Source organism: Streptomyces sp. CA-106110 (assembly GCF_050936285.1).
In the GTDB taxonomy this organism is placed as follows: Bacteria; Actinomycetota; Actinomycetes; order Streptomycetales; family Streptomycetaceae; genus Streptomyces.
On record NZ_JBNJNB010000001.1, the window covers coordinates 545462 to 571568 of the forward strand.

19 protein-coding genes and 3 pseudogenes are annotated in these 26107 nt (G+C 67.5%); 13 read left to right on the top strand and 9 right to left on the bottom strand.

Translation table 11 applies throughout. The annotated features are described in order from the left end of the window. Positions 1-458: 458 nt before the first annotated feature. Positions 459-1331 carry a helix-turn-helix domain-containing protein gene (locus ACQEXA_RS02750; protein WP_432937550.1) on the bottom strand — a complete coding sequence of 291 codons (873 nt, stop codon included), beginning with the start codon at positions 1329-1331 and terminating at the stop codon, positions 459-461. Between the two features lie 79 nt (positions 1332-1410). Between ACQEXA_RS02750 and ACQEXA_RS02755 the strand changes: the two genes are divergently transcribed. The 3 genes from ACQEXA_RS02755 to ACQEXA_RS02765 are packed head-to-tail and all read left to right on the top strand — an operon-like array spanning position 1411 to position 3734. Next, complete coding sequence (locus ACQEXA_RS02755) at positions 1411-2001, top strand: non-oxidative hydroxyarylic acid decarboxylases subunit B (protein ID WP_432937548.1); 591 nt, start codon at positions 1411-1413, stop codon at positions 1999-2001. A 27-nt stretch (positions 2002-2028) separates the two neighbouring features. After that, a complete protein-coding gene (locus ACQEXA_RS02760; protein WP_432937545.1) occupies positions 2029-3453 on the top strand; it encodes a non-oxidative hydroxyarylic acid decarboxylases subunit C in 1425 nt (474 codons plus the stop codon). Between the two features lie 50 nt (positions 3454-3503). Beyond that, the gene (locus ACQEXA_RS02765) at positions 3504-3734 is read left to right on the top strand and encodes a non-oxidative hydroxyarylic acid decarboxylases subunit D (RefSeq protein WP_432937542.1); all 231 of its coding nucleotides are present in this window, start codon (positions 3504-3506) and stop codon (positions 3732-3734) included. A gap of 258 nt (positions 3735-3992) precedes the next feature. Here ACQEXA_RS02765 and ACQEXA_RS02770 read toward each other — a convergent pair whose 3' ends face one another. The 4 genes and pseudogenes from ACQEXA_RS02770 to ACQEXA_RS02785 all read right to left on the bottom strand — a co-directional run bounded on the left by ACQEXA_RS02770 (position 3993) and on the right by ACQEXA_RS02785 (position 8248). Further along, positions 3993-5975, bottom strand: a complete 1983-nt coding sequence (locus ACQEXA_RS02770) for a SpoIIE family protein phosphatase (protein WP_433128450.1) — start codon at positions 5973-5975, stop codon at positions 3993-3995. 167 nt (positions 5976-6142) lie between these two features. Beyond that, a pseudogene (locus ACQEXA_RS02775) lies at positions 6143-6421 on the bottom strand (hypothetical protein); the annotation flags it as partial. 108 nt (positions 6422-6529) lie between these two features. Further along, a complete protein-coding gene (locus tag ACQEXA_RS02780; protein ID WP_433128452.1) occupies positions 6530-7063 on the bottom strand; it encodes an SMI1/KNR4 family protein in 534 nt (177 codons plus the stop codon). 231 nt (positions 7064-7294) lie between these two features. After that, positions 7295-8248, bottom strand: coding sequence for a hypothetical protein (locus tag ACQEXA_RS02785; RefSeq protein WP_433128453.1), 954 nt, complete (start codon positions 8246-8248; stop codon positions 7295-7297). 279 nt (positions 8249-8527) lie between these two features. On the opposite strand from ACQEXA_RS02785, the gene ACQEXA_RS02790 reads away from it, so the two are divergent. Together ACQEXA_RS02790 and ACQEXA_RS02795 are read left to right on the top strand one after the other, a co-directional pair. Beyond that, a complete protein-coding gene (locus ACQEXA_RS02790) occupies positions 8528-9355 on the top strand; it encodes a ZIP family metal transporter (RefSeq protein WP_432937532.1) in 828 nt (275 codons plus the stop codon). A gap of 412 nt (positions 9356-9767) precedes the next feature. Beyond that, positions 9768-12413, top strand: coding sequence for a glycosyl hydrolase (locus ACQEXA_RS02795; protein ID WP_432937529.1), 2646 nt, complete (start codon positions 9768-9770; stop codon positions 12411-12413). 51 nt (positions 12414-12464) lie between these two features. Here the strand turns inward: ACQEXA_RS02795 and ACQEXA_RS02800 are convergent, their stop codons facing one another. After that, complete coding sequence (locus ACQEXA_RS02800) at positions 12465-12671, bottom strand: acetyl-CoA synthetase (protein ID WP_433128455.1); 207 nt, start codon at positions 12669-12671, stop codon at positions 12465-12467. Positions 12672-14414: 1743 nt separating this feature from the next. On the opposite strand from ACQEXA_RS02800, the gene ACQEXA_RS02805 reads away from it, so the two are divergent. After that, a complete protein-coding gene (locus ACQEXA_RS02805; RefSeq protein ID WP_433134430.1) occupies positions 14415-15821 on the top strand; it encodes an IS1380 family transposase in 1407 nt (468 codons plus the stop codon). A gap of 1478 nt (positions 15822-17299) precedes the next feature. Here ACQEXA_RS02805 and ACQEXA_RS02810 read toward each other — a convergent pair. Together ACQEXA_RS02810 and ACQEXA_RS02815 are read right to left on the bottom strand one after the other, a co-directional pair. Next, positions 17300-17471 (bottom strand): annotated as a pseudogene (locus ACQEXA_RS02810) (tyrosine-type recombinase/integrase); the annotation flags it as partial. A 64-nt stretch (positions 17472-17535) separates the two neighbouring features. Further along, positions 17536-18045 (bottom strand): hypothetical protein, encoded by a 510-nt coding sequence (locus ACQEXA_RS02815; RefSeq protein WP_433128457.1) that lies wholly within the window; start codon positions 18043-18045, stop codon positions 17536-17538. A 351-nt stretch (positions 18046-18396) separates the two neighbouring features. Between ACQEXA_RS02815 and ACQEXA_RS02820 the strand changes: the two genes are divergently transcribed. The 4 genes from ACQEXA_RS02820 to ACQEXA_RS02835 all read left to right on the top strand — a co-directional run bounded on the left by ACQEXA_RS02820 (position 18397) and on the right by ACQEXA_RS02835 (position 21824). Next, positions 18397-19335 (top strand): RNA polymerase subunit sigma-70, encoded by a 939-nt coding sequence (locus ACQEXA_RS02820; RefSeq protein ID WP_432937520.1) that lies wholly within the window; start codon positions 18397-18399, stop codon positions 19333-19335. 56 nt (positions 19336-19391) lie between these two features. After that, complete coding sequence (locus ACQEXA_RS02825; protein ID WP_432937518.1) at positions 19392-19949, top strand: dihydrofolate reductase family protein; 558 nt, start codon at positions 19392-19394, stop codon at positions 19947-19949. Further along, on the top strand, positions 19946-20266 hold the full coding sequence (locus ACQEXA_RS02830) for an EthD family reductase (protein WP_432937516.1): 321 nt from the start codon (positions 19946-19948) through the stop codon (positions 20264-20266). The genes ACQEXA_RS02825 and ACQEXA_RS02830 overlap by 4 nt, the downstream gene beginning before the upstream one ends. A gap of 346 nt (positions 20267-20612) precedes the next feature. Continuing rightward, positions 20613-21824, top strand: coding sequence for a globin domain-containing protein (locus ACQEXA_RS02835; RefSeq protein ID WP_432937513.1), 1212 nt, complete (start codon positions 20613-20615; stop codon positions 21822-21824). A 423-nt stretch (positions 21825-22247) separates the two neighbouring features. Here the strand turns inward: ACQEXA_RS02835 and ACQEXA_RS02840 are convergent, their stop codons facing one another. Then, entirely contained in the window at positions 22248-22961 is a 714-nt protein-coding gene (locus ACQEXA_RS02840; RefSeq protein WP_432937510.1) for a PP2C family protein-serine/threonine phosphatase, read from the bottom strand. 782 nt (positions 22962-23743) lie between these two features. Between ACQEXA_RS02840 and ACQEXA_RS02845 the strand changes: the two genes are divergently transcribed. The 3 genes and pseudogenes from ACQEXA_RS02845 to ACQEXA_RS02855 form a co-directional block, all read left to right on the top strand. Then, the gene (locus ACQEXA_RS02845; protein ID WP_433128459.1) at positions 23744-24388 is read left to right on the top strand and encodes a hypothetical protein; all 645 of its coding nucleotides are present in this window, start codon (positions 23744-23746) and stop codon (positions 24386-24388) included. 927 nt (positions 24389-25315) lie between these two features. Beyond that, positions 25316-25753 carry a hypothetical protein gene (locus tag ACQEXA_RS02850; RefSeq protein WP_433128461.1) on the top strand — a complete coding sequence of 146 codons (438 nt, stop codon included), beginning with the start codon at positions 25316-25318 and terminating at the stop codon, positions 25751-25753. 214 nt (positions 25754-25967) lie between these two features. Next, a pseudogene (locus ACQEXA_RS02855) lies at positions 25968-26102 on the top strand (helix-turn-helix domain-containing protein); the annotation flags it as partial. Positions 26103-26107: the final 5 nt, after the last annotated feature.

Sequence of the window (26107 nt, forward strand, 5' to 3'; positions counted from 1 at the left end):
GTGCCGCACCAGGCCCGGACGGCGTTCGTGGCCGCGCTGCCCGGCCTGGCCGCGGTCTTTGCTCTCGGCGGCCTCTACCCCGCCATCGCCCCTCACTCGCGGTCGGCGTGCTGCACATCGCCAACCACCTCAACGCTCTGCGTTGAAGTGGTTCACCGTGATCGGCATCACCGTGAACGTCCCGCTTGGGACGGCGATTGTCACCGCTGCCGCTGGATGGCAGGTCACCGTGCACATCCATAGGTAACCCGGCTCCACGTGCGACGCGTCTGGCCCCCGCCGCCCGTGGGACGTCTGGGAGAAGATCTCATACGGAGGCTTGCGAGGCGGGCATCAGCCATCCACCTCCAACGGCGTGGGATCCCGGAGTCGGGGGCCAAACGGGGAACCAAACGTGGCAGTCGACCATGACCGTCTCGGACTGAAGTGGACGGTGCTGTGGACGGCAAGCACAGAGTTCAGTAGAGCGCGGTGCCGCGGGCCTGGGCGCGGAACTGGACCGGGGTTCGTCCTTCCCGTCGTCGGAAGAACTTGGTGAAGTCGGTTGCTTCCGTGAAGCCCAGCTGCGCACCGATGGTGATCGATGGTGCGTCGGTGTGGACGAGGAGGCGTTTGGCCTCCAGGAGAATGCGCGCGTCCAGGTACTGCTTCGCGGTTTGGCCGGTCGCTTCGGCGCACGCGCGGGTGAGCGTACGCACGCTGTAGCCGAGCTCCGTCGCGTAGTCCGCCACGCGGTGCCTGCGGGCGAATTCCCGCTCCACGGCCGCATGGAAGCGGTGGAAGGCGTCGCCACCCGCGGCCGGGGACGGAGAGAGAGGGCGGACGCCGGACAGTTGTAGCAGGAGTACGGCCAGCAGGTGCCGCAGCACCTCGACATGCGCTTCCAGTGGCAATGAGCCCAAGTCGTCGTACTGCGAAGTGAGGTGGCGCAGTGCGAGGTTCACCGCTCGGGCGTGTGGCCCTTCGGGGCGTAACGGGGAGGCGTCCAGTGGCGGTTCCGTCGGGAGGAAGCCGGGCTGCCAGAGGATGTGGGTGCCCTGTGCCCGGGCGAGCCCCTCGGCGGAGTGCTGGAGCACCTGGCCCGCGCGCACCCAGAGCCATTGGCCTGCGTCCAGGGTGTGGCGCGTGAAGTCCACCGTGTGTTCCAGCGTGCCGGTGCGGACGTGGACGAGGCGGTGGAAGGACGGCCTGATGGGGGCGCCCAGTTCGATACCGCGGCGCCGGACGCGGTCTCGCAGCTCCGTGAAGGGCAGCACGTCCATGCCGATCGGCGCTCCCAGTGAGGGCCGGTACGGAAGATCGATGATCGAGGCTTGACCGATTTTCCCCATGGCCAGTCGCAAGCGTACCGCTGGCCGTGCGCAGACGCCGCCTACGGTCGATCGCAGGCGACCGGAAAGGGAGACGGGGATGCGTCTGATCGTGGGAATGACCGGAGCGACCGGAGCGATCTTCGGTATCCGACTGCTGGAGGTGCTGGCGGAGCTGCCGGACGTGGAGACGCATCTGGTGCTCTCCCGCTGGGCCCGGACCACCATCGAGCTGGAGACCGGCCGCACCGCCCGCGAGGTGGCCGAGCTGGCCGACGCGGTGCACCAGCCCGAGGACCAGGGTGCCACCATCGCCTCCGGCTCGTTCCGCACGGACGGCATGGTGATCGTGCCGTGCTCGATGAAGACGCTCGCCGGCATCCGGGCCGGGTACGCCGACGGCCTGGTCGGCCGGGCAGCCGACGTGGTGCTGAAGGAGCGCCGTCGGCTCGTGCTCGTCCCCCGCGAAACGCCGCTGAGCGAGATCCACCTGGAGAACATGCTCGACCTGGCCCGCAAAGGCGTGCAGATCGTCCCGCCGATGCCGGCCTTCTACAACCACCCGGCGTCGCTGGACGACATGGTCGACCACATCACCGCCCGCATCCTCGACCAGTTCGAGCTTCCCGCACCAGCGGCCAAGCGCTGGGAAGGCATGCGCACCGCCCGCCGCACGCACCGAGCCGCCTGAAACCGCACCCCCCTCTTGGAGATCCACATGCCTTACGACGACCTTCGGTCCTTCCTCGCCGTCCTGGAGAAGGAGGGCCAGCTGCTGCGCGTCACCGACGAAGTGCTGCCCGAGCCCGACCTGGCTGCCGCGGCCAACGCCGCCTGCCAGCTCGGCGAGGACGCGCCCGCCCTGTACTTCGACAACGTCAAGGGCTTCACCGACGCCCGCATCGCCCTGAACCTGCACGGCTCCTGGCGCAACCACGCCCTCGCGCTAGGACTGCCCAAGGAGACCTCCACCAAGGACCAGGTCGAGGAGTTCGCCCGCCGCTGGGACGCCTTCCCGATCGCCCCAGAACGCCGCGAGGACGCGCCCTGGCGGGAGAACACCATGGAAGGGGACGACATCGATCTCTTCGAGGTGCTTCCGCTCTTCCGCCTCAACGAGGGCGACGGCGGCTTCTACCTGGACAAGGCCGCGGTCATCTCCCGCGACCCGGAGGACCCGGACAACTTCGACAAGCAAAACGTCGGCGTCTACCGCATGGAGGTCGTCGGACGAAACCGCCTGGCCATCCAGCCCGTGCCGGTCCACGACCTCGCACTGCACCTGCGCGCGGCGGAGGAGCGCGGCGAGGACCTACCCATCGCGATCACCCTGGGCAACGACCCGGTCATCAGCATCGTGGCCGGCACGCCGATGGCCTACGACCAGTCCGAATACGAGTTGGCCGGCGCCCTGCGCGGCGCTCCCGCGCCGATCGCCACCGCACCGCTCACCGGACTCGACGTGCCCTGGGGATCCGAGGTCGTCATCGAAGGCGTCATCGAGTCGCGAGTGCGTCAGTACGAAGGCCCCTTCGGCGAGTTCACCGGCCACTACTCGGGCGGCCGACGCATGCCGGTCGTCCGCATCGACCGCATCTCCTACCGCACCGCCCCGATCTTCGAATCGCTCTACCTCGGCAAGCCGTGGACGGAGATCGACTACCTCCTCGGCCCCAACACGTGCGTCCCGCTGCTCAACCAGCTGCGCGCGGAGTTCCCCGAGGTCCAGGCCGTCAACGCCATGTACACCCACGGCCTGCTGGTCATCATCTCGCTCAAGCAGCGCTACGGCGGCTTCGCCAAAGCGGTCGGTATGCGCGCGATGACCACCCCGCACGGACTCGGCTTCGTCAGCCAGGTGATCCTCGTCGACGAGGACGTGGACCCCTTCAACCTGCCACAGGTGATGTGGGCCCAGTCCGCCAAGGTCAACCCCCGCGAGGACGTCGTCATCATCCCCCACCTGTCGGTCGTACCGCTGGCTCCGGCCGGCGAGCCGTCCGGGATGACCAGCAAGATGATCATCGACGCCACCACCCCCGTCGCACCGGACGTTCGGGGCAACTTCGAAACCCCCGTCAAGGACGTGCCCGAGGCCAAGGAATGGGCCACCCGTCTGCGGACCCTCCTCGCGACACGCTGACCCCGACTCCCGCCCGCCCCACGAACACCGACAAGCCACAGGAACCGATCATGATCTGCCCCCGCTGCGCCCACGACACCGTCGAAACCATCACCACCTCACCCGTCCCCGGCATCTGGGACGTGCTGCAGTGCACGCGCTGCCTGTACATGTGGCGAACCAGCGAGCCTGCCTCCCGGACCCGCCGCGACGCTTACCCGCAGGAGTTCCGAGTCACCGCCGAGGACATCGACCGAGCCACCGAGGTCCCCACCGTGCCGCCACTGCGCACCACTGCCTGAGCCCCGGGGGTCGAAGTCGGAGCACGTCAGGTAGTTCGTGCAAGTCTGTGGTCTGGGAGGCCGACCGGGGCCCGGCTGAGAGCTGTGGCTCAGCTGAGCCGGCCGCCGATCCTGGCGGTCCGAACCAGGGGCCATGATCACTCGCGCCGAGGCAGCTCCAGCCCAAAGCCGCTACGCCGCCCTTGTATGACGCTGCATCACCGAAGAGTGGTCTTGCCAAGGGGTCCGCAGAGAGGGTTCGTGGGGACGCGGGCGCCGTCAGGTGCGTCGGATGACCAGCACGGCCACGTCGTCGAGGTGGTCGACCGCGACCGCGGCGTCCAGGATGCGGTCGGCGGTCTCCTCGGCGTTCAGTCCGTCGTGGACGGCTTGGGCGGCCAGTGTTCCGGTTCGTTCCAGTCCGGCTTCCAACGTGAGGCCGGGGCCTTCGACCAGGCCGTCGGTGACCATGACCAGTGCGCTGTCCTCGTCCAGGGTGAAGGTCTCCCCGCGGTACTCGGTGCCGGGCACGACTCCGAGGACTGGCCCGCCCGGCAGCTCGAGGACATCGTGACTGCCGTCGCTGTGCGCGCACAGCACCGGCACGTGGCCGGCGCTGGTGCCGGTGACCCGTCCGTCGTGCGGGTCGACACGCAGGATGGTGCAGCTGGCGAATCGTGCGGGGTCCATCGTGACGAGCAGCTTGTTGGTGCGGGTCAGCACGGTTTCCGGATCCGGTTCCTGGTCGGCGATCGCACGCATGAACGAGCGGACCTGTCCCATGCAGGCGGCGGCGTCCACGTCGTGCCCCTGGACGTCGCCGATCTCCAGGGCGATCGCGCCGTCGGGCAGCATGAAGGCGTCGTACCAGTCTCCGCCGATGTCCAGCCCGTCCCGGCTGGGCTGGTAGCGGGCGGCGACCTGCAGGCCCGGGAGGTGCTCGGGCAGCGTGGGGAGCATGGTCTGTTGCAGTGCGGTGGCCAGCTCGACGCGTGCCTGCTGCAGTCTGATGCGTCGCAGCGCCTGGCCGGCCAGGTCGGCCAGCGTACCCATGAGGGTCCGCTCGTCCAGGGTCGGCCGGTATCCGCTGTGGTTGGTCACCAGCCACGCCCCGAGCGGCTGGTTGCCGGTCTCGCTGAGGGGGGTGATCGAGATGGCGTAGTCGGAGCCGAGTCGGGCGAGGTGCGGATATTCGGCCGCGTTCGGCCAGCGGCGGATGTAGTCCTTCCGGTCGAGGATGCACTGCGGCTCGCCGGTGCGGATCGCCTCTGGCAGCGGGGTGGGATGGTTCATCGGCATGCCATGGAAGGCCTCGACCTCACACATGCCTATCCCGGCGTCGGTGGAGATGCTCAGGCGGCCGTCGTCGACGAGTGCGATCAGGGCACCCCTGGCGCCGAAGGTCGCGGCGAGCCGGGTCAGGACGACCTGCCGCAGTTCCTGCTCGGTGGCTGCGGAGATCAAGGCGGAGGAGAATTCGGCGATTTCCTTGGCGCGCTGTCGCTCGGCAGCCAGCGCGACCTGCGCCTTCTTTTGGCGCTTTTCCTGCTTGGTGTCGTCGCGGACCACCCCGAAGACCCGCTCGGGGCCTCCGTACCCGAGCCGGATCCGACGGGTCTGGGCGGCCAGGTGGTGCCAGCCGTCGTGCGGGGCGAGGTACCGCAGCCTCACCCAGGGGGACTGGGCGGAGGGCGAGCGCAGCAGCTGCCGGAAGGCCTCCCGGTCGTCCGGGTGAACTGCCGAGATCACTCTGGAAAGTGGCGCAGTGAGATCCGGCGAGGTCGTGACCAGGGCGGGGCCGCCGAGCCACTCCAGCTGATCCCTCTGGGGTGAATACATCCACAGGCCGAGGTCGGCGGCCGCGGTGGCCAGCCGGAACGGGATCAACAGGCTGGCCAGGTCGTTGCGCGCATCCAGTGCGTGCAGCCAGACCAGCTGCTCGCCACCGGCAGGATCCTTCACTTGCCGCGCCTCGATCAAGCAGACAACCGATTCTCCGTCCCGCCCAGGGAACTCCAGCACCCGCATCGCGACCGTCTTCGTCCTGGCGCCGGCCACCACGAGACAGTCGGCCGACATCCGCTGGCTTGCGGGCCACAGATCTCCGAATGCATGTCCCAGGCACTGATCCGCCGACCTGCCCAGCAATTTGGCCATCGCCACGTTAAGGCTGCGGATGGCACCGTCAAGCGTCAGCAGAGCCGCCGGGTCAGCCGTTCGAAGGAGTTCGTCCGAGGCATCCATCCGGGCTCCCTGGCACATACCAAAGCATCCTCTTCACCCGTACTGGCATATTTTGTCACGATGCCTCGATCAAGGGGTGTGCCTGACCGCCTGCGTCGAGTGACGACGGCAGGGAACCCGCTGGAAACGGTGGGCGGCGGCCCGTGAAGATACGATCAACTCACCTGGAAGGCGGAGAGTCAGAGGCGGTCCATAGAGCTGATCTCGTCATCGACCCAGATGGATGGCCGGCGGTTGGCCCTCTCGACAAAATGGCGGGTCTTCCAGTGCAGGCCGCGCGGGCTGTCGTCGGCACAGGCGTCCGGCCACTCCACGACGGGCAGCCTTGGCAGTCCGATGTATGGGGTGACGGCGTCGTTCGCGTCATCCGTCCAGGTGGAGGCCCACACGAGCTGACAGCCTAGAGCCATTAGGCGCGGCCCAAGGCCGGGGTCGAGCCGTCCCGGCAGCGGGTTCCCTCGGTCAGGGAGTCGGAGGTGGAAGCCACAGCAGCCCACGGCATCTGAGCTGGTCAGGGCCGTGGGCTTCATCAGGACCGCTGGTCAGCGGAAGGGCTGATCAGTAGGCCCGGTTCAGCGGCATTGCCCCATGACGGTGTCGTCAAAGTCGGGAAACTCCTGTGCGGCCTGCGCGATGATCGCCGGTGCCGATGCTCGGCAGCCCGGGGCGTACTGCTGCGCGATGGCTGCCAGCTCCTCATTGGTCTGAGGAGCCCAATCGGGCTCGGGCTCGTGCGCGGTGGCGGCCTCCCAGGGACCGAAACCGTCAGCCAGGAGCCACAGGAACGCACCGAGGTCGCGGGCAACGACTCCGGTCTCCCCTTCGGAGCCCAGAAAGACCACGGGCTGCTTCACCAACTCCCGACCCGGGTGGACCAGCCAGAACGCCGCGCACCCACCGGTGCCGTCCTGGCCGAAGACTCGGAAGGCGTCGCCATCCAGGCCGTCGTTGCCCGTCCACGCACGGAACCAGTCCGTCGTCACGTCGGCGCTCAGAAAGGACTCATAGGGTTCGAAGTCCACACCGTCCTCGCCGATACAGTCGAGCCGAACCGCCATGGCAGCGGCGAGCGCGGCGGGGAACTGACGGTCTTCCTGCGGGATCATGCGAGCAGAGTAGCGATCACCCTGGGCTCGGCAGCACTGCTCGTCACACGACTGTCCACGGCATCTAACATCCACCGCTGACTGTGAATGACCAGGAAGAACCCACGTAACAACGTAAGGAGGATGGTGATGGCGTCGTCCGGGGGATCTGACCCGCCATCTGACCGACGCATGCTGTCCTGTTGTCCGGGTGCTGAGGCTCCACCGACCGTGGGTAAGCCACCGGACCGGTCAATCGCTTTCGGCTTCCACGCCCTCGTAGCTCTCGAACCAATGGGTATCGAAGTCACGGGCGGTCGAGAAGGGCTGCCGCGGGTCGGTGAGCAGACGGTAGAGGTACTCCGCGGTCGAGCCGTCGAACCGGTGCCAGGTGCCGTGGTCCTCCGTCGTCGCGAGGATGGGCCATCTGTCCGGATCGGGTCCCTCGGTGAGCCAGTAGAAGTCGTCCCGTTGCTCGGTACCCGCCCACTGCAGTAGCCCGCCCGGAGCCGGGTACAGCTGGTACGGCTCCCACGGGTTGCTGTTGTGCGCTTCGGTCCACTGGGCCCACCACTCGTTGAACTCGACGATATCGATGCTCCCCAGCGGGCCGCCGGGCAGAGAGAGACCGAGGTAGTCGTCGAAGGCGCCGTACCCGAACCGCTCGACAAGGCGCTTGTAGTCACCGGGCAGCACGGTCCCCAGCCGGGCCTCGGCCTCCGCCCAGTTCACCACCCACGCCCGGTCTGCCGGCCACCCCGTGACGGCGACAACCCGGTCCACCCAGGAGGCACCCTCCGGCAGTCCGTCCGGCACCATGTCCAGAACCTTGTCCGGTGACGGTGCGGCCCGCTCGGCGACGAGCACCACCAGCCGTACGCCGTCACCGGCACGGAACGTCCCGCAGCCGATCCACCAGCCGCCGCACGTCCAGGCGCGCATTTCGACCAGTTGTTCCCCAAAAGGTGCCAGGAGGGGCAGCCCCGTCTGCTCGGTCACCGTGGGATCGACATATCCGCCCGCGGCGAGGTTGCGTAGCTGCCCGTACCGGTCGCCGAGCTCCTTGATGAGCACGGGCAGGCTGGTTTCTTCGGAAGCCGTCAGGCACACATGCCCCGCCGGGTGCCTGGCCCGGTCGCACACCAACTCCTGCCCGTCCGGCCGGACCAAGGAGTCAACGGCCGCGAGGAGTTCCTGTTTGTCCATGGCCGGACAGTGAAACACAGGCCGCGGACAACGAGCCGGACTCGGCGATCGAGCCAGTGCTGTACAGCAGCGAATGACAGCAACCGACCTCGTCCGGTGTTGCCCTCCGGAGGCCATGACCCGGCCGCTATGACCGCCGGTCGGCACCAGGCTCCGCCATTGCCGCTACGTAATGACTTCACCAAGCTTCCTTGAAATCGAAACCGCGCAGCTTGTTAGGTAAGGCTTACCTCCTCTAGTTTCTGGCGCGTCCCCGCACGTCAGACCAGGAAGTCCCACATGTCCAGCGCGAATATCGCTCTGCTCGGCGCCATCGCAGGCTTCACCATCTACCTCGGCCTCCCCATCGGCCGCCTGCGCACGCCCACACCCCGTCTCAAGGCGGGTCTGAACGCCGTCGCCATCGGCATCCTGGTCTTCCTCGTGTGGGACGTCCTGACCCACGCCTGGGAGCCGGTCGACGAGGGCCTGAGCAAGCACGAGTGGGGCACGGTCGCCTCCGGGGCTGCCACCCTGGCGGCCGGCCTGACAATCGGGCTGGCGGGACTGGTGCACTACGACGCCTGGATCACCCGCCGCCGGACCGCCGCCGCACGCCCCGCCGGGCCCGGTGCCGCCGCCACCGCCGAGCTGGCCCCCAAGACCCGCAGCCAGGCCGGCTCGCTCGCCCTGATGATCGCGACCGGCATCGGCCTGCACAACTTCGCCGAGGGCCTGGCCATCGGCAACTCCGCCGCGAAGGGCGAGATCTCCCTCGCCGTGCTGCTGATCATCGGGTTCGGCCTGCACAACGCCACCGAAGGCTTCGGCATCGTCGCCCCCCTGGCCGCAGAGGGCGAACGCCCGTCCTGGCTCACCCTGCTGTGGCTCGGCCTGATCGGCGGCGGCCCCACCTTCCTCGGCACGCTCGTCGGCCAGCACCTCGTCAACGACACCCTCTCGATCGCCTTCCTCGGCCTCGCCGCCGGTTCAATCCTCTACGTGGTCATCGAACTTCTGGCGGTGGCACGCAAGGCCGGGTTGAAAACGCTCACCACCTGGTGCATCCTGGCCGGCCTGCTGCTCGGGTTCGCCACGGACGCCGTCGTCACGGCCGCAGGCGCCTGAATCGACCAGCAGGACGAGGGGCACCCCAAACGCGGCTCTGCCTCGGGACGCACACGGGTCCCAGGTAATGACGCGATAGGACAAGTTGAAGAGCGGCTGGTTGCTGTACAGCAGCGCAGTACAGCAACCACCGCACACCAAGGTGACCGCCAATAGCCCCCGACGACCGCCCGACCAGCTTCCCGGACCGTAATGTCCGTCCAGCCGATAGTTCGGGACGGAACGCCGGCCAACGTTGGCGACTCTCCTCCCCTCGCTCTCTGACGAAGTCCCTGACTGCAACTTCACGTCGACTTCCAGCCACTGGAATGTCAGATTCTGATTCAAGAATTGTTCAAGTGCCGGATGCTTCCTTCCGCTCGTGATCGGGTCGCCTGTGACGGCTGTATCACTGCCCGTGTGGGAGGACTTGGTGTCAGCACCAACCCGTAAGAGACGATGGCTCACGATCTGCGCCATCACCGCATCCGCCGGACTCGTCGCCATACCCGCGAGCGCAGCGCCCGGCAAGCATCACAGCAACCCCTTCGGGACCCGTACACTCGCGCAACTTGCCTCTGAACGCGAGCACTCGGTGGGTGGCATCACCCCCAAGGCGAAGGCGGACGACGGCGACGACGGCAACGAGGCTGACGAGATCGCCGAAGGCGCGGACCAGTACGCCGAGGCCCGCACCTCGCCCGGCATCGTGGCCCCGGGCGCGTACGGCGCCGCCTGGCGCAACCTGTCCAGCCTCCCGAGCTCCGGTGGCCATTGGCGGAACGTCACCAATCTGCCGTACGACTCCGACGACCCGCGCTACCGCGACATCGACTCCAACTCCAGCGGCGGTTCGGGTTATGTCACCGGCCGTATGGCCGCCATGGCCGCCGATGACGACGGGTACGTGTACGCAGGCAGCGCGGGCGGCGGGGTCTGGCGGTCGCGGACCGGAGGCGGGCACTGGCAGCCGATCAGCGACCGGCTGCCCTCGCAGTCCACCGGCGCGCTCACGCTCGACGGGGCGGGCCGCCTGTGGCTCGGCACCGGCGAGGCGACGACCAACGCGGACGCGTACCTGGGCAGTGGCGTATACGTCCTGTCGAACCCGCACCACGGCACCTTCTCCACCCGCAGCCGGGTCGGCGGGGACGAGCTGGAGAGCACCACCATCCACGAACTGCGCTTCGGCGGCGGCAAGGTGTGGGCGGCCACCAGCGAGGGCGTGTGGAGCCACTCCGCCAAGAAGCTCGGCGGCGCCTGGAAGCTGGAGTTCGCGCCCAACCCGGACTACATGCCGGGTGGTTCACAGGCCCACGACTCCTCGGCCGCGTACAAGAACATCGCCAACGACATCGCGATCGACCCGAAGGACCCCTCCAAGGTGGTCCTGGCGGTCGGCTGGCGCAGCGGCGACGACTACAACGGCTTCTACACCAAGGTGAACGGCACCTGGACGCGGATCACCAGCGGCCTGGGCGACCTGCCGTCGGACCCGGACAACGTCGGCAACGTCACCTTCGCCCGGTCCGCCGACGGCTCGCGCTACTACGCGATCGACCAGTCGCCCGAGCAGCTCAACACCAATCCGGACAGCGGTCTGGAGGGCATCTACGTCTCCAAGTCGGGCTCTCCCACCGGCCCGTGGACGAAGATTGCCGACTACAAGGGTCTGGCAGCCGACGGCTCGGCGCTGACCTCCAGCGGCTACATGCCGGGTGTCCAGGCCTGGTACAACCAGTTCCTGACCGTCGACCCGAGCGACCCGCAGCACGTGTACGCGGGACTCGAGGAGGTCTACGAGACCAAGGACGGCGGCAGCAACTGGTCGACTGTCGGGCCCTACTGGAACTTCGGCTTCTCCTGCTGGAGCATCGACCCCGCCAAGCAGACGGGCGACTGCAACGCGACGACCCACTCCGACCAGCACGGCGTGGCGATCGGCAGCTACCGCGGCAAGAGCTTCGTGTACGTGGGCAACGACGGCGGCGCCTACAAGCGGCCGGTCAACGGCTCCCAGGACTCCGCCGGGCACGCCACCGACTGGACCTCGCTCAACGACGGCACCATCGACACCCTCCAGTACTACTCGGTGGGCATCGGCAAGGACCTGGACCACGGCGGAGTCTCCGTCACCGGTGGTCTGCAGGACAACGGGCAGTCCATCCTGCGCAGCAACGACAAGGTGATGGGCTCCAACTTCGGCGGTGACGGCGGCGACACCCTCACCGATCCCGCCAACGGCTGCAACATCGCCCAGGAATACGTCTACCTCGCTCTGCAGGTGACCCAGAACTGCGCCGTCAACGACGGCTCTTGGATCACCGACCCCAGCAAGGCCACGTCGTACAACATCGCCCCGGCCGACAACGCCACGGGCGAGGCCCGCTTCATCGCTCCGATCGGAGCCGACCTGAAGAACAGCTCGACCTGGGTCGCGGGCGGCCGCCATGTGTGGGTGCAGACCCATGGCTACGCCATCCGCAGCGGTTCGGAGTGGAAGAGCGTGTACGACCTGGGCGCCGGCCGTACCGCGACGGCCGTCGCGGCTTCGGGTGGCAAGGTCTACGCAGCCTGGTGCGGCCCGTGCAACAACCAGGGCTTCGCCCGCGGCATCTCGGTCGGCAATGCTGACGGCACCGGCTGGCACGACATCTCCCTGCCCGTGGACGGCACGGTCCCCAACCGGTACCTCAGCGGCTTCGCCGTCGATCCGAAGAACGCCGACCACGTCTTCCTCGCGGTCAATGGCTTCTCCCGGCACTGGACCGAGGGCCCCGGCGCCGGCGTCGGCCACGTCTTCGAATCCAAGGACGGCGGTACGACCTGGAAGGACATCTCGGCGAACCTTCCCGACGTGCCGACCAACTCCGCGGTCGTCACGGCGAACGGCGGCCTCGCCGTCGCCACCGACCTGGGGGTCGTCTACCGCGCGCCGGGTCAGACGAAGTGGCAGCGCGTCGGCTCTCTGCCGGCCGTCGCCGTGCTCCAGCTGAAGCTGGGCCCTGACGGCCAGACCCTGTACGCGGCCACGCACGGTCGCGGTATCTACACCATCAAGGTGCATGGCCGCGGCTGACACCCGCGTAACCGACAGCGAGAGGTGGAGGGGTGATCCCGGCTTCCGGGGTCACCCCTCCCTCGGGTACGGCACCACACTGACGTCCAGCGTGAAGGTGCCATGGGCCGCACCTGCCACGTCTGGCGCCTTCGCCAGCCCGGTGATCCTGGCCTTACCGGCCCGGGTGCCCGCACAGCGCAGCGTGGCGTAGGCGGTGCCGTCCGCGTCCACCCGCCATTCGGATACAAGGACGAAAACGGGCGCGGAACTCTGCACACCTGTCCACCGCTTGTCGTCTGCCCGGGGCTCCAGAACGAGAGACACCGCCGTCCCCGGACGCACGCACAGCTGCCGCTCGGCCCTGTCACCGGGGCTGACGGCGACCTTCGCGTGCCCGGCGGCACAGCCTTGCACCGAGGTGGAGGGCGCGCCGGCCGGCACTGATGGGCTTGCCGCGGTTGGGCTCACGCTCTCGCTCATGGACGGGCTTGCGGACGTGCGCGTCGGCGCGCCGGTCGACGGCTCCGCCGAGCGGCTCCCGGACGACCCAGGGGCTGAACCTCCATCCGTCGACGAGCTGCACGCCGCCAGAACGACCATTCCGGCGACCATCCACCCCACGGCCCACCAACGCATCCCTGGACCTCCCAACGCGCTTGTACAGACACCAGCATGCCCCCTCTCGCCGTTGAGGTCGCGGGATCGTCGCGGGATCAGTGGGCAGGGGGAGACCGGCGACAGCACCGACGCACCACGCTGTGGCCGATTGGCGCTTGCGCCCCGGCGCAGACCGGGGCGCAGCAGGAACTAGACGAGATGACGTGAGCGGCGGGTCGGCAGCGGCACCGATCCCAGCGACCCGCCATGCGCGTGCCTCCACGGGCACGGGTCCGGCATCCTCCACGCCTCCCCCGCTATGCACAGTCGTTCGTACGATGGCGCGCACCACCTGGACGCCAGGAACCACGCCCGCTCCAGGGTGTGCGGGTCGACGGCAGACGGGATGGGACCTGGGGAGAGTGGTGGCTTACGGAGACTGCACCGGCGAACCAGAGCTGCCAGACCGATCTGCGCTATTTGTCCGCTCCGTAAAGCTTGATATCGCTGTCGACGAAGAGGTGGACGTACCCACACCGCCAGCAGATGAGGCCAGTTGCCTTCTCATCGGCCCAACCCAACTTCAAGAACTCCATGCCGGCGCTGTTCAACAGGACACGTCGCTCCCGAAACACGTCCCCCTTGCAGATCTGGCAAGTGATCCAGATCTCACCCAATGCTGCGCGTACCGGCTTCGCCATCGCGTGCCCCCGTCCTTCCCCAATGGATGCACATGAGACTACGGGGCAGCGCGAAGCTCTCACAGCTCGCGTGAGCGCTCACTAGGTTCTTCCGTGGGATCAACCACCTGGTGACCGAGGGTACGGCAGAGGGACACACGTGCCCTCTACGCGCCCGATTGGCAGCGGCCAGCGGGGAACAACGGGGATCTACGGCGAGTAACCCGAGGACGTCCAACGCAACGCCGCACCATCTCAGCCCGGATCCGGTTACGCGATCTTCCAAACCAGTGCTTCAAGCCCCAGACAGTGGCGCTTGACTGGGTCGTTGAAGCTCCGGGCCAAAGTCGCTACGCAGACCGCGTGATCCCCTGCAGGCGTGCGAAACTTCGCGGGCGAGTAGACAGCCGGCAACAAGACGGGGGACGCGATGAGCACGTCGATGGCGGCCATGTTGATGCCGCTGGTCCTCTTGGTGGCTGCCGTCTGGCTCGCTTGCACAGTGCTGGGCCTGCACGCCCTGATTCTTGGGCGTCTGCCGGGCCGATGGCTGCAACGTCATGTTCGACAACCCAGACTCTGGGGGGTGGGTGCTCTACTTGTGGCGTTGAGCGGACTTAGCCTCGATCCACCGGGCAATAGCCGGTCCAGGGCTTGGACATGAAGACGCGGATGCCCTCTGAGCTGGGACGATGGGACTTCCTAGGGTTCCATGTCCACAGAATCGGAGTACATCCGCGAGATGCAATCTTCCCATGCCACTTCGGCGGTGTCCGCCGCGTTCGATGAGGCGAATCTGGTCGCGTATGCCGGGCTGGTCCCGGTGATGCGGTTGGCTGAGCGGTGCGGGCTTGCCCGTCTGACGGCGGACAAGGTGAAGCTGAGGGGGGCGAAGAACGGGGCGGGTGCCGCGGCGGACGCCAAGGTCGGAAGCATCGTGGCCGGCATGGCCGCGGGCGCGGACAGCATCGACGACCTGGACGTGCTGCGGCACGGTGCGATGCCCCTGCTGTTCGCAGGTATCCGTGCCCCGTCCACTCTGGGCACGTTCCTGCGCTCGTTCACCCACGGTCATGCCCTCCAACTGCACGCGGTGCACCGTCAGTTCCTGGCCGCGCTGGCCGCGAACACCCCGCTGCTGCCCGGCGCGGGCGAGAAGGCGTTCATCGATGTCGACTCCACTCACAAACGCGTCTACGGCCGCACCAAGCAGGGTGGCGAGTACGGCCGGTTCAAGGGCATCCGCACCCTGCACCCCCTGCTCGCCACGATCTGCACCCCCACCTCCCGACCGGTGATCGCCACCGTGCGGATGCGCCGCGGCAAAGCAGCCGACTCCCGCGGCGCCCCGAAACTCGTCAGCGAGGCACTGGCCACCGCCCGTGAGGCCGGCTGCACAGGCCTGCGCATCCTGCGCGCCGACTCGCAGTTCTACAACGCCGGCGTCATCGCCGCCTGCCGCCGGGCCGGCGCCCGCTTCTCCCTCACCACCGGCATGAACCCCTCCATCAAACGGGCCATCGCCGCCATCGACGACACCGCCTGGCAGCAGATCACCTACCCCACCGCCGTGCCCGACCCGGAGAGCGGCGAGCTCATCTCGGACGCCGAAGTCGCCGAGATACCCGCCTACACCGCGTTCGCCGGCCGGAAGAAGGCAGACCGGGTCACCGCCCGGCTGATCGTGCGCCGGGTCCGTGACCTGGCCAAACCCAACACCATCGGCGAGCAGGGCGAACTCTTCCCCGCCTGGCGCTACCACCCGTTCTTCACCGACAACCCCGCCCCCACCCTCCAGGCCGAGCGGGAACACCGCCACCACGCCGTCGTCGAGCAGGTCATCGCCGACAGCAAGAACTCCGCACTGGCCCACCTGCCGTCCGGGCACTTCCACGCCAACGCCGCCTGGCTCACCCTGTGGGCCATGGCCTACAACCTGCTGCGGGCCACCGGCGCCCTGACCTCCGCCTTCCACGCCAAAGCCACCACCGCCACCCTGCGCGCCCACCTCGTCCACGTCCCCGCCAGGATCGCCCGCTCCGCCCGCCGCCTCACCCTGCACCTACCGCAGCGATGGCCCTGGCAGCACGCCTGGACACGACTGTTCGACACCGTCCACGCGCCACCCGAGGCGGCCCGACGTCACTGACCATCCCGCCCCGCCAGGGGCCCGACCGGAGCAGAACCGTGGAAACGCTGGGCAGACCAGCAAATACCCCCCGCCCACGTCCAGTCACAGCTCCAACGCCCGACCCTCGAAACCTCAAAAGACCCCTTCAAAGCCGACCGGTGGATCGAGGCTTAATCATCCGTCGTTCATCGTCATCGGACTCGGTCTCATGGCGTTGGGGCACGTGGTGAAATCAGCCCCGTGATCGCCCATGTGTGCCGTGCTGGGCCGTCTAGTGGCCGTGCGCGGCAATCCATCGTTGACAGGCGATGACAACTAACTCCGGCGTATGCACAGGTCAGGAAGATGGCCTAGGTAGACCGCCGCACGTTAGAAACTTGGCCGTCACTTCCAGAAGAAGTGATGTCCCGGGTTGGCTGCCACGTTGGAAAGCGTGTTGGAGGTGCAACCTGTCATGGGCGGATCGGAGGCAACTTCCGGCGCTTCCGGCCGCCCCGACCGTTCCGAAACGTGTCCCGGCCACGCGCCAGCAGGATGTAGCCGACCACGCTGAGCGCTGCAAAACAGGTGGCGAGGATGACGCCGAGCGGCTGACGGTCTCCGGTCAAAGCGCCTGCTGCGCGTATCAACTGCCCCACTCCGATGGCCAGTCCGCCCCATCCGACGAGGGTGCTGGCGTGCCCGCGGTGTTGCCGCCAGACGAACCACATGCCAAGTACTAGGCAGATGACACCACCAGCGCCGAAAGCCACGGCAATCAACATTCCCGCCTCCGGACGAAAGCGTACCGGTCCAGGAGGGGTGAGGGGTCGATGAGGTGACGGCAATGACGACACAGACGCTTTCGCGTCCACGGGGAGCGACGAAGCGACATCCACGAAGCCTCCCTCGGTCTCGCCACCTGTCTCATCACCTGCCGTCAGGCCCCACGCCTCTGTCAGGAGATGGCCGCGCGCTGCTCGTCAACTCCCCCGGAGCCGGACCAGGCGTCCCTACGCGGCACCTTCGACGTCCGGATGGACCTCAAGGGTCGGTTCGCCGGAGGACGCCCGTGCGCGGCGTAGGAATACGCCCAACGCACCGTTCTGGATGTCTCTCGCTCGCCGTCAACACTGACGAGACTAGCCACCGCGTGCCGAACACGTCGTACGCCGCAGATCTGGAGAGGACATAACCTGGCTTCTTACGGAAGCTCGCGCGGGGATTGAGGAAGTCACCGGGATCACCACCATCGACCGGGCCCACGGATGCCTTCGGTCAAGTCTCCCTGCCACTTCCGCGGCATCGCCGACCTGAGCCAGTGCTTCTCCTCCCCTGAGGTCGCGAAGGCGCCAGGCCACAACACACCGCCAAGACGGGCCCTGAACCGAACTCCTGAAGCGGTGTCGCAGGTTCGAATCCTGACGGGGGCAGCAGCCAAAAGGTCCCGGACCGAACATGGTCCGGGGCCTTTGACGGCACCATTTGACGGCACTCGCCTCCCAGGCAGCTGGTAGACGGCGCTTGAGCAGCCGATCCATGAGGCTGATCGCTTCCCGCTGGGTATCGTCGTGCACGACCTGCGTGTACACGTCCATGGTGATGCTGATCTGGCTGTGCCCAAGGATTTCGGATGGCCCGCGGCGCGATGCCGGCAGCCGTCAACAGCGTGGCGCAATCGTGCCGTGCGAGGTTGGAAGGCGCGGCGCGCCGTGTACAAGTCCACCTTCGGTCGGGCGAACTGGATCACACCCTAGAAGGCCGTGCCGCGTGCATCACCCTGCACCCACCGCTTGATGACCTTGGACGGAAGCTCTGGGGCCGGCCACATCTGGATGCGGATCTTCTCGGTGGTCTCGGGGCTCTCGTCGGAGTCGATGTCAGCCTCAGCCGCCCGGCTCAAGTTGCTCCGGGATACGCGGACGCGATTCCAGCCTGGCAGGACCTCGAACGTAGCCGCTTCTGGAGCGTAGTCCGTGCAGCCCAGGACCATCACCCGCCCCAACGACACGTCGAGGCTGGCCTCAACGACGTGATCGAATTCCGCACTGTCATCATCCGGTTCCTGGTGCAGGACGGCGACCATGACGGACACGTTGACGTTCACAGTAGTGCCGATGCCCAGCGCATCCTGTGCAACCGCAAGGTGATCGGCAACAGCCTGGTCCGTCCATGCGTCGCTCAGATCACCGTCTGAATCCGCATCCACTACGTGGATCTGGAAGTAGCCGGCGAAGAGGGTGAGCTCTGCGGTCGTCGTCATGACGGCACAGTGCCATGCAACACTGACAGCCGGAGACGCGGTACAGCACAGAAGTACAGCAACTGTGCCGACCGCCGACGACTGTCGTTGATCCTCACAGACCGTCTGACCAGACGAGGAGACTTCAGCGACCACTACGCCGGTAGTTCGGGACGAAGAGGTCGTGGATTCAAATCCCGCCACCCCGACAGAGAAACTCCAGGGCAGGGGCATCTTGGGGAAATCTGGGAGAGGATCTTGGATTACTGTCCCCAGACGGTGCCTACCGACGTGCTCTGAGGTGATGTCTCAAGGAGGTTGGTTTCACAGCGTATTCGAATGTGAGCTGCCCGGGTGCGCCATGATGGGCCCATGGACTTCGAGCCGTACCGGGGTGAGTTGGTGGCGTACTGCTACCGGATGCTGGGCTCGTTCCACGAGGCCGAGGACCTGGTGCAGGAGACGATGCTGCGTGCCTGGAAGGCCCGAGATCGGTACGACCGTACGCGTGCGTCCGTACGGACCTGGCTGTACAGGATCGCGACCAACGCATGCCTGACCGCGTTGGAAGGGCGGGCGCGGCGGCCGTTGCCGTCCGGGCTGGGCGCGCCGAGTGAGGATTCTGGGGCGCCACTCACTCCGGCCTTCGACATCCCCTGGCTGCAGCCGTTTCCCGACGCGCGGTTCGATGCGGAGGTACGGGCCGACATGCGGCTCGCGCTTGTAGCAGCGATGCAGGTCCTACCGCCGCGGCAGCGGGCCGTGCTGGTGCTCCGCGAGGTACTGGAGTTCACCGCCGCCGAGGTCGCCGAGCAACTGGGGACCACGGCCGCGGCCGTCAACAGCGCGCTGCAGCGGGCCCGTGCCGCCCTTGCGGAGGTGGGCGGCGTGGAAGAGATCACGGAGCCGGACGATCCCGAGGCACGCGCGGTGATTCAGCGGTATGTGCGGGCGTTCGAGGCGGCCGACGTCCCCGCGCTCGTGCAGCTGCTCACAGATGAGGCGGTCCTGGAGATGCCGCCGGTGCCGCTGTGGTACCGGGGTAGCCGTGCCTACGGCCTGTTCATGGAGCGGGTGTTCGCGATGCGTGGGACGGGCTGGGGCATGAGGCACCTGACCGCCAACGGGCAGCCCGCGCTCGCGGCGTACGCGCCGGAGCCCGGTGGCGGGCATCGGCTGCACACACTGCAGGTCTTCACGGTCACCGGCGCCCGGGTCGCGCACAACGTCGTGTTCGCCGATCCGGACGTGTTGGAGGCGTTCGACCTGCCCCGGCAGATTTCTTCCGACGAGTTTCGCCAGGCGCGATGAGTGGCGCCGGTGCCGCCGGTAGGTACCGGTGAGCATCGATCGAAGGGACACCCATCGTGAGCGTCATCGTCATTGAGTTCGTCACCCTGGACGGGATCGTGTCAGACCCGGACGGCTCCGGTGGAACGCCGGCCGGCGGCTGGGCGTTCCGGCATGGTCCCGAGACGGTCGCCGGGGACAAGTTCCGACTCGGAAGCACACTCGACGACGGGGTCCTGCTACTGGGGCGTACGACGTGGCAGTTGTTCTCGCGCATCTGGCCCGGGCGAGACGACCCGTTCGCCGCGCGCATGAACGCCGCGCCGAAGCTGGTCGTCTCCCGCACGGTGACCGACACCTCGGCGTGGGCGAACTCGCAGGTCATCGACGGCAGCCTCATCGACGCCGTCAAGCGCGAGGAGCGCGATGTGATCATTACCGGCAGCCTGAGCGTCGTACACGCGCTGATGGCCGAGGAACTGATTGATGAATACCGGCTGTTGACCTTCCCCACAATCCTCGGCACGGGCCGAGGGCTCTTCCTCGACGACGGCCCGCGCACTGACCTGGAGTGTCTGTCGGCCGAGCGGGCCGGCGCCGCCGTCCTCGTGCGGTATCGGAGGGCGGCACGATGACGGTTCGCCTCCTCGCCCTCTACGAGACTCCGACCGACCCCGAGAGGTTCGATCGGCACTACCGCGAGGTCCACATTCCACTCGGGCGCCGGCTACCCGGGCTGCGCCGTTACCCGGTCAGCCGTGACGTGGCGGCCGTACGCGGCGGCGCACCGTACTACCTGGTCGCCGAACTGGAATGGGACACGATGGACGACCTGCGGGCCGCGTTCGCCTCCCGAGACAGCGTTCTTAGCGAGCGGAACCGTGTGATCAGAGAAGTAGTCCGTGCCTGTCCTCGAGTGGCGGACACCTCGCTGCGGCTTTGTCGAGGCTAGCCCCCACGAACGACTGAAGCAGAAGACGACCCAGGCATAAGCGATCAACGTCAGCCGCACAGGCCTGGGCCGACTGGCCCGGCCCAGGAGCGCGTCATAGCCTGGGGTGACAACTCCAGACCCTGGCCGCGGCAGCAGGCCCTCCCCCAGCAAGCGACCACCCGCGCGGACCGGCCTCGTCGCCCCCTACTCAGGGGATCTCCCTCCGTCAGTCGTCCAGCACCTGTGCGGCTGCTGCCTAGCCGCTGCCGGGCTTCGGCCGGGCGGCTTCGATTCCTACGTGTAACCGCCGGCATTTCAGCGCCCACGGCCGGGATCTTCACGTCCTCGCTGGAGGGACCTGTCCATGCTCTCAGACACCTCTCGGCCTGTCGTCGCAGCAACACTGCCAGCCGTCGCCGAGCACATCGGAGAAATCGCCCAGCGCTTCTACAGGCACATGTTCGCCGAGCATCCCGAACTCCTGAACGGCGTCTTCAACCGCGGCAACCAGGCCCACGGAGATCAGCAGAAGGCGCTGGCCGGATCGGTGGCGGCGTTCGCGAGTGGACTGGTGCAATCACCGGAACACATCCCCGAGCACCTGCTCTCGCGGATCGCGCACAAGCACGCGTCCCTCGGCATCCGTCCCGATCAGTACCAGATCGTCCACGACAACCTGATGTGGGCGATCGCCGATGTCCTGGGCGACGCGGTCACCTCGGCGGTAGCCGCCGCCTGGGACGAGGTCTACTGGCTGATGGCCAACGCTCTGATCAACCAGGAACGCGGCCTCTACAGCGCGCGTGGGGTCAGGCCGGAGACGGTGTGGCGACCGTGGAAGGTCGAGAAGAAGATCCGGGAGACCCACGACGTGGTGACCTTCGTGGTCAGGCGGATCGACGACCGTCTGGTGAAGACCTCGCTGCCTGGCCAGTACGTGACTGTGCGGATGACGATGTCGGACGGGGTGCTCCAGCCGCGCCAGTACAGCCTGACCCGGGCCGACGACGGGGAACACCGCCAGTTCTCGGTCAAGCGGGTCCGTGGCGTCGGCGGCGAGCCCGACGGGGAGATGTCGGCGTTCCTGCACGACTCGGTGGACGTGGGCGACATCCTGACGATGTCGCTGCCGTACGGCGACGTCGTGCTCGACGACTCGGGACGGCCGGTGGTGTTCGCCACCGCGGGCATCGGGATCGCTCCGGTGGCCGGGATGCTCTCGCACCTCGCCAAGGCCGGGTCTGGGCTGAACATCACGCTCCTGCACGCCGATCTCGACGAAGCCTCATTTCCCCTGCGCCGCCAGGTGGTGAGCGACGTTCTGGAGTTGCGGCAGGCGCAGTTGTACGCCTGGTACGAGAAGGGCGTGGAGAGCATGGAGCCGCTGAACGGGGTCTTCCAGGGACTGATGAACCCCGCAGCAGTCGATCTGCCCGACTACGCCCTGTACTACCTGTGCGGCCCGCTGCCGTTCATGCAAGGTGTGCGCAGCAGGCTGCTTGAGCGGGGCGTCGCGCCGCAGGACATCCAGTACGAGGTGTTCGGCCCCGACCTCTGGCAGGCGGACCTGGACTAGACCTTGATCATGACGACCGCGGAGTGACTGGACCGCCTCCTGTCATGAGTGGTTGCTGTACAGCAGCGGAGTACAGCAACCACCGCAACCGAAGCTGGCCTGTCAGCGGCCTGCGTCGACCCGCGACCAGCGCACTGGACCGTCATGGCCGGCCGGCGGAGAGTTCGGGGCGAAGAGGTCGTAACGGCAGACTCTGACGGCAACGTCAGCACACTGGATCTGCCACGGGCGACTCTCAGGGCACTCGCTATGCGCGGCCCATGGGTTTGGTAGGCAGGCGGGCCGCTCAGCTGCGTCAAGCCCGCCAGGCGATCGGTCTGCACTGAGGGGAAGCCGATGCCGCGCCGGCGCATGGCTCTCTGACCAGCGTCGCCGGCGATCCAAGCGATCGGTCGTGCAGCCCGTGGTCGCCTGGCGAGATGATCAGACTTCAGTACGGCTACCCGGGACTTCGGCCGGCCTGCAGCCATCCGCAACCCTGACTGCGATGAGGGAGGTGTCGTCGTCGGTGTCCGCGGTGGACCGGTCAAGCAGGCGGTCGAGGAAACGGCCGAGGTCATCGATGGGGTCCCCGAGGCCGCCCACCAATCGGCGCAGCGAGTCCTCGACCGACTGGTCCCGGCGTTCGACCAGGCCGTCGGTGTAGAGAAGCAGGACGTCGCCGGGTTCCAGGACGAGGGTGTCCTCTTCGTACTCTGCGTCGGGGTCGGCGCCGATCAGCACGCCGTGCGGCATCGGTAGCAGCCTTGCCTGGCCGCCCCGGACAAGAAGCGGTGGCAGGTGACCGGCTCTGGCCCAGCGGAGTTCGCGGCAGGCCGGGTCGTAGCGGGCGCAGATGGCGGTGGCGGTGGCCGGGTCGGAGAGTGCGTCGGCGGCGGTGTTGAGCCAGGCGAGCAGCTGGGCCGGTCCCGCTCCGGTGACGGCGAGGCCGCGCAGGGCGTTGCGCAGGGCGACCATGCCGGTGGCGGCCTCAATTCCGTGTCCGGCCATGTCACCGACGACGAGCAGGGCGGTCCGGTCGGGCAGAAGTACCGCGTCGTACCAGTCCCCGCCGACGCATTCCTCCTGGGCGGCGGGGCGGTAGCGGGCGGCAGTGGCCAGCCCGGCGGCGTCCAGCGGCGGGGGTTCGGGCGGCATGATGGCCTGCTGGAGGCGGAGGGCCAGCCGGTGGCGTTCGGAGGCCTGCTGTTCGGTGTCGGCGAGCCGTTCTCGGGTGGCGGAGAGCGCGATCTCGGTCCAGTGCTGGGCGGAGACGTCCTGGTAGGCCCCTTGGACGCCGCGCAGTCGGCCGTTGGCGTCGATGACCGGCTCGGCGACGACCCGGGTGTATCGGGTCGGGGCCCTGGGGCAGGCGGATGCCGAAGTCGCCGTCGCAGACGGCGGTCATCCCGGCCAGCAGCTGTCGCAGACCGTCCTCGGAGGCCTGCGGGCTGCGACCGGCGCAGGAGCTGGCGTGCTCGTTCATCCTCGGACCTCGGTTGGCTTCAGAACATAAAGCGCATACCGCCACTTTCCCACGCGCGCCAAACGGCGCGCATGCGCCCATGAGCTAAATCTGGGACAACCACGCCGGACGGGCGGCCCACAACTTCTCCGAAGCGAGTCGCCGAGATCGTTGTCCGGTACGGGCCGGACACGATCGTCGGCCGCTCCATTCAGCGCTTTGTCGGCCGAGGTGCCAACAGCGCCTGACGGCAGCCGTTGACGGCAACGGGGAGACCCGTCGTTGTGCCAGTTGTGCCATGGGAAGCATCGGCAGACCTGCCAAGCCAGGACTGGGACCCGAATGGCCGGCCCAAGTCCTGCAGACCTCAGTGACCAGCGTGCCCATAGTCCGCATCCAGGGGCGGTCATCGGCAGACGCGTGGAAGCGGCAGGGCAAGGTCTGGTCGTCCGATCGGCGCTGGCAAGATCGGTTCATGGGTTTGAACCTGGTCGTCGGTGTGCTCGTTGATGCCGAAGATGACTACACCGAGATGGTCCGCGCCGACTTCGTTGCGATGGGCGAGCTACTGGAACGTGCGGGAGCGCAACGGTGGACCGAGCCCGATCTGGTTGAGGCCGAGGACGCGGAGTTCGAGATGTGGGGCTACTCGGGCTTGCACACCGTTCGTCGTCTCGCCGCCCACCTTGCAGCAGGCGGGCGCCTGCCGGAGCCGTTGGATAGGGCCCAGCGTGCGACCGACGACCCGCTCCTGAGCAGTGTCTATAACACTCTCCCAGGTGATCATCCTGGACCGTTCGACCATCTGATCCATCATTCGGACTGCGAGGGCTACTACGCCCCTGCCGACTTCGCCCACGTCATCGTCGACAAAAAGGCACCGGGCGGGTACCTCGGCTCCTCGGTGCGACTGCTGGCGGAAACCCGTTGTCTTGCTGAAGCCCTCGGTCTTCCTGAAGACCTCGATCCGCACTCCGAAGCGGTCTTCGAGGCCACCGATGCCGAGGAGCCGGCCACCGAGGGATGGCAGCGTTACGGTGTCGAATCCTATGTCTGCCTGCAACTCCTCCAGGTCGCGAAACTCTCGATCGCAACCGGGGCAGCCATCGCCTTCACCTGAGAAGGATGTCGGGAAACGACGACACTCACCATCGTGATCACGAACCCGCAGGGTGGGCGCTGTCGACAACCCACGAACCGGGTCGAAGCTGCTCCCAGCGGGCTCCGGTGCGGTGCAGGGCCATCACCCGGCCTCCGCATGTCCGGTCTCGCACGAACCGGCGCTCAACCTTCGATGAGAACCGCTCAACCTTCCCCGCGACGGGTCATCAAGCGCCATGCCAGGAAGCGCTCTACCGGTCGGCCGGAGCCAGCCCTGCGCATCCCGACAGAGCGAGCGCGCGGGTAGAGCGTGGCCTCAGTTTTGGTCTCATTCGCCGGCGGTCGGGGCCGTTCACGGACGTCCGCGCCAGCCGACGGGACCACGACGGTGAACGATCGTGGACAAGGCCGGACGACACCCCGAGCAATGTGAAGGCTGAGCCGGCAGATTTTCAGGCCGCGCCAGGGGCCATGCCCTGACCTGCCGTTTCCCGGCCCGAGGGCGCTCCCGCCCCACACCCATCCCACCCGGGAACGGCGCTGCGACCCGAGCGAAGCGCGCTCAAAGCCAAGTTCGAGAGTCAACCCGCCTGATGACGTCAGGTCACAATCGCCCGCACCGCCTCCAAGTGCGGCAAGGACATGTCCCATACTGCCAACACGGGGAGGGGGACCGGTGGGAGTCGGACGGGTCAGACGGCTGACGGCATGCGGCCTGCTCTTCCTTGCTCTCGCCGGTTGTACCAACGGTGAACACGCACGGGATGCACGCCGTCCCACCGTCCCGGTCCATTCATCGGCTCCGGCGGCGCCGACAGCGGTCGCGGGTCCAGCCCGTCCGGTGGAGGCGGCAGCAAGGCTCGGGCCGACAGACGGCGCCCTCGCCGACTGGCTCAGCACGACAACCCTCCCCGGCAAAAGTCCCAGACCGCCTCAGGAGGCGGTGGTGGTCGTCCGCCGGAGCAGCAAGGGCGCCAGGGACTTCGGGTGGATCTCGGGCGACAGCTACTGCCTCGGCTACAGCCACCAGGTTGCACACTCGATCGCCTGCGGCCCCTACGACGACGACACCGCCACCCCCTCCGCACCCGGGGCGGACTACGCCCCCGCGCGAACGGTCGGCCGGGTGGAGTTCCCCGACCGCCTGCCGTCGCAAGACCCGCTCCACCAGTACCACTACACGCTCGCTGTGATCCTCGACGACGCCGGCCCCTTCCGCCTCACCGGAGACGAGCACCGAGGCGTCCTCTACCAGGCCAGAGCCGTAATGAAACCGGACCGCACAGTCACATTCGTGGAGTGGGGCTACTTCGGCCCAGAGATACCGCTGCACGCCAAAATCTGCAGCACCTCGAGCCACCACTGCATCCCCGACTTCGACTGACGGCCCAGGAACCACACGGCGGCACCCGGCCCATCACATCGGCGGCCACACAGCCATTCACTCCATCCACGAGGCCATCCTTCTGAAGGTGCCCGGCAGCTATACAGCCTGCCCAATCCGCGGACACGAGGGCCGGCAGGGCGCCCGACTCTGCTCCAGGCGCGCGAGGCTCATCAATTTGCTTAGAGTTCTTCAGTGATCGTACGGTGATCGTGTGGAACTTCTTCGGCTGTCAAAAGCTGCTAAACGTTTGGGTATTCACCCCGTGACGCTTCGGCTTTGGGCTGACTCGGGGAAGATTCCGGCGACTTGCGTCGGGCGTGAGCGTCGGTTCTCCTCGATCGATGTGGAGGC

What these genes read in the sequence shown, in the direction of transcription:
- ACQEXA_RS02835 (WP_432937513.1), top strand. Translation starts at nt 20,613, where the DNA reads ATGCTCTCAGACACCTCTCGGCCTGTCGTCGCAGCAACACTGCCAGCC.
- ACQEXA_RS02845 (WP_433128459.1), top strand. Translation starts at nt 23,744, where the DNA reads ATGGGTTTGAACCTGGTCGTCGGTGTGCTCGTTGATGCCGAAGATGAC.
- ACQEXA_RS02780 (WP_433128452.1), bottom strand. Translation starts at nt 7,063, where the DNA reads ATGATCCCGCAGGAAGACCGTCAGTTCCCCGCCGCGCTCGCCGCTGCC.
- ACQEXA_RS02840 (WP_432937510.1), bottom strand. Translation starts at nt 22,961, where the DNA reads ATGCCGCCCGAACCCCCGCCGCTGGACGCCGCCGGGCTGGCCACTGCC.
- ACQEXA_RS02815 (WP_433128457.1), bottom strand. Translation starts at nt 18,045, where the DNA reads ATGACGACGACCGCAGAGCTCACCCTCTTCGCCGGCTACTTCCAGATC.
- ACQEXA_RS02830 (WP_432937516.1), top strand. Translation starts at nt 19,946, where the DNA reads ATGACGGTTCGCCTCCTCGCCCTCTACGAGACTCCGACCGACCCCGAG.
- ACQEXA_RS02770 (WP_433128450.1), bottom strand. Translation starts at nt 5,975, where the DNA reads ATGTGCCAGGGAGCCCGGATGGATGCCTCGGACGAACTCCTTCGAACG.
- ACQEXA_RS02750 (WP_432937550.1), bottom strand. Translation starts at nt 1,331, where the DNA reads ATGGGGAAAATCGGTCAAGCCTCGATCATCGATCTTCCGTACCGGCCC.
- ACQEXA_RS02785 (WP_433128453.1), bottom strand. Translation starts at nt 8,248, where the DNA reads ATGGACAAACAGGAACTCCTCGCGGCCGTTGACTCCTTGGTCCGGCCG.
- ACQEXA_RS02805 (WP_433134430.1), top strand. Translation starts at nt 14,415, where the DNA reads ATGCAATCTTCCCATGCCACTTCGGCGGTGTCCGCCGCGTTCGATGAG.
- ACQEXA_RS02755 (WP_432937548.1), top strand. Translation starts at nt 1,411, where the DNA reads ATGCGTCTGATCGTGGGAATGACCGGAGCGACCGGAGCGATCTTCGGT.
- ACQEXA_RS02790 (WP_432937532.1), top strand. Translation starts at nt 8,528, where the DNA reads ATGTCCAGCGCGAATATCGCTCTGCTCGGCGCCATCGCAGGCTTCACC.
- ACQEXA_RS02765 (WP_432937542.1), top strand. Translation starts at nt 3,504, where the DNA reads ATGATCTGCCCCCGCTGCGCCCACGACACCGTCGAAACCATCACCACC.
- ACQEXA_RS02820 (WP_432937520.1), top strand. Translation starts at nt 18,397, where the DNA reads ATGGACTTCGAGCCGTACCGGGGTGAGTTGGTGGCGTACTGCTACCGG.
- ACQEXA_RS02760 (WP_432937545.1), top strand. Translation starts at nt 2,029, where the DNA reads ATGCCTTACGACGACCTTCGGTCCTTCCTCGCCGTCCTGGAGAAGGAG.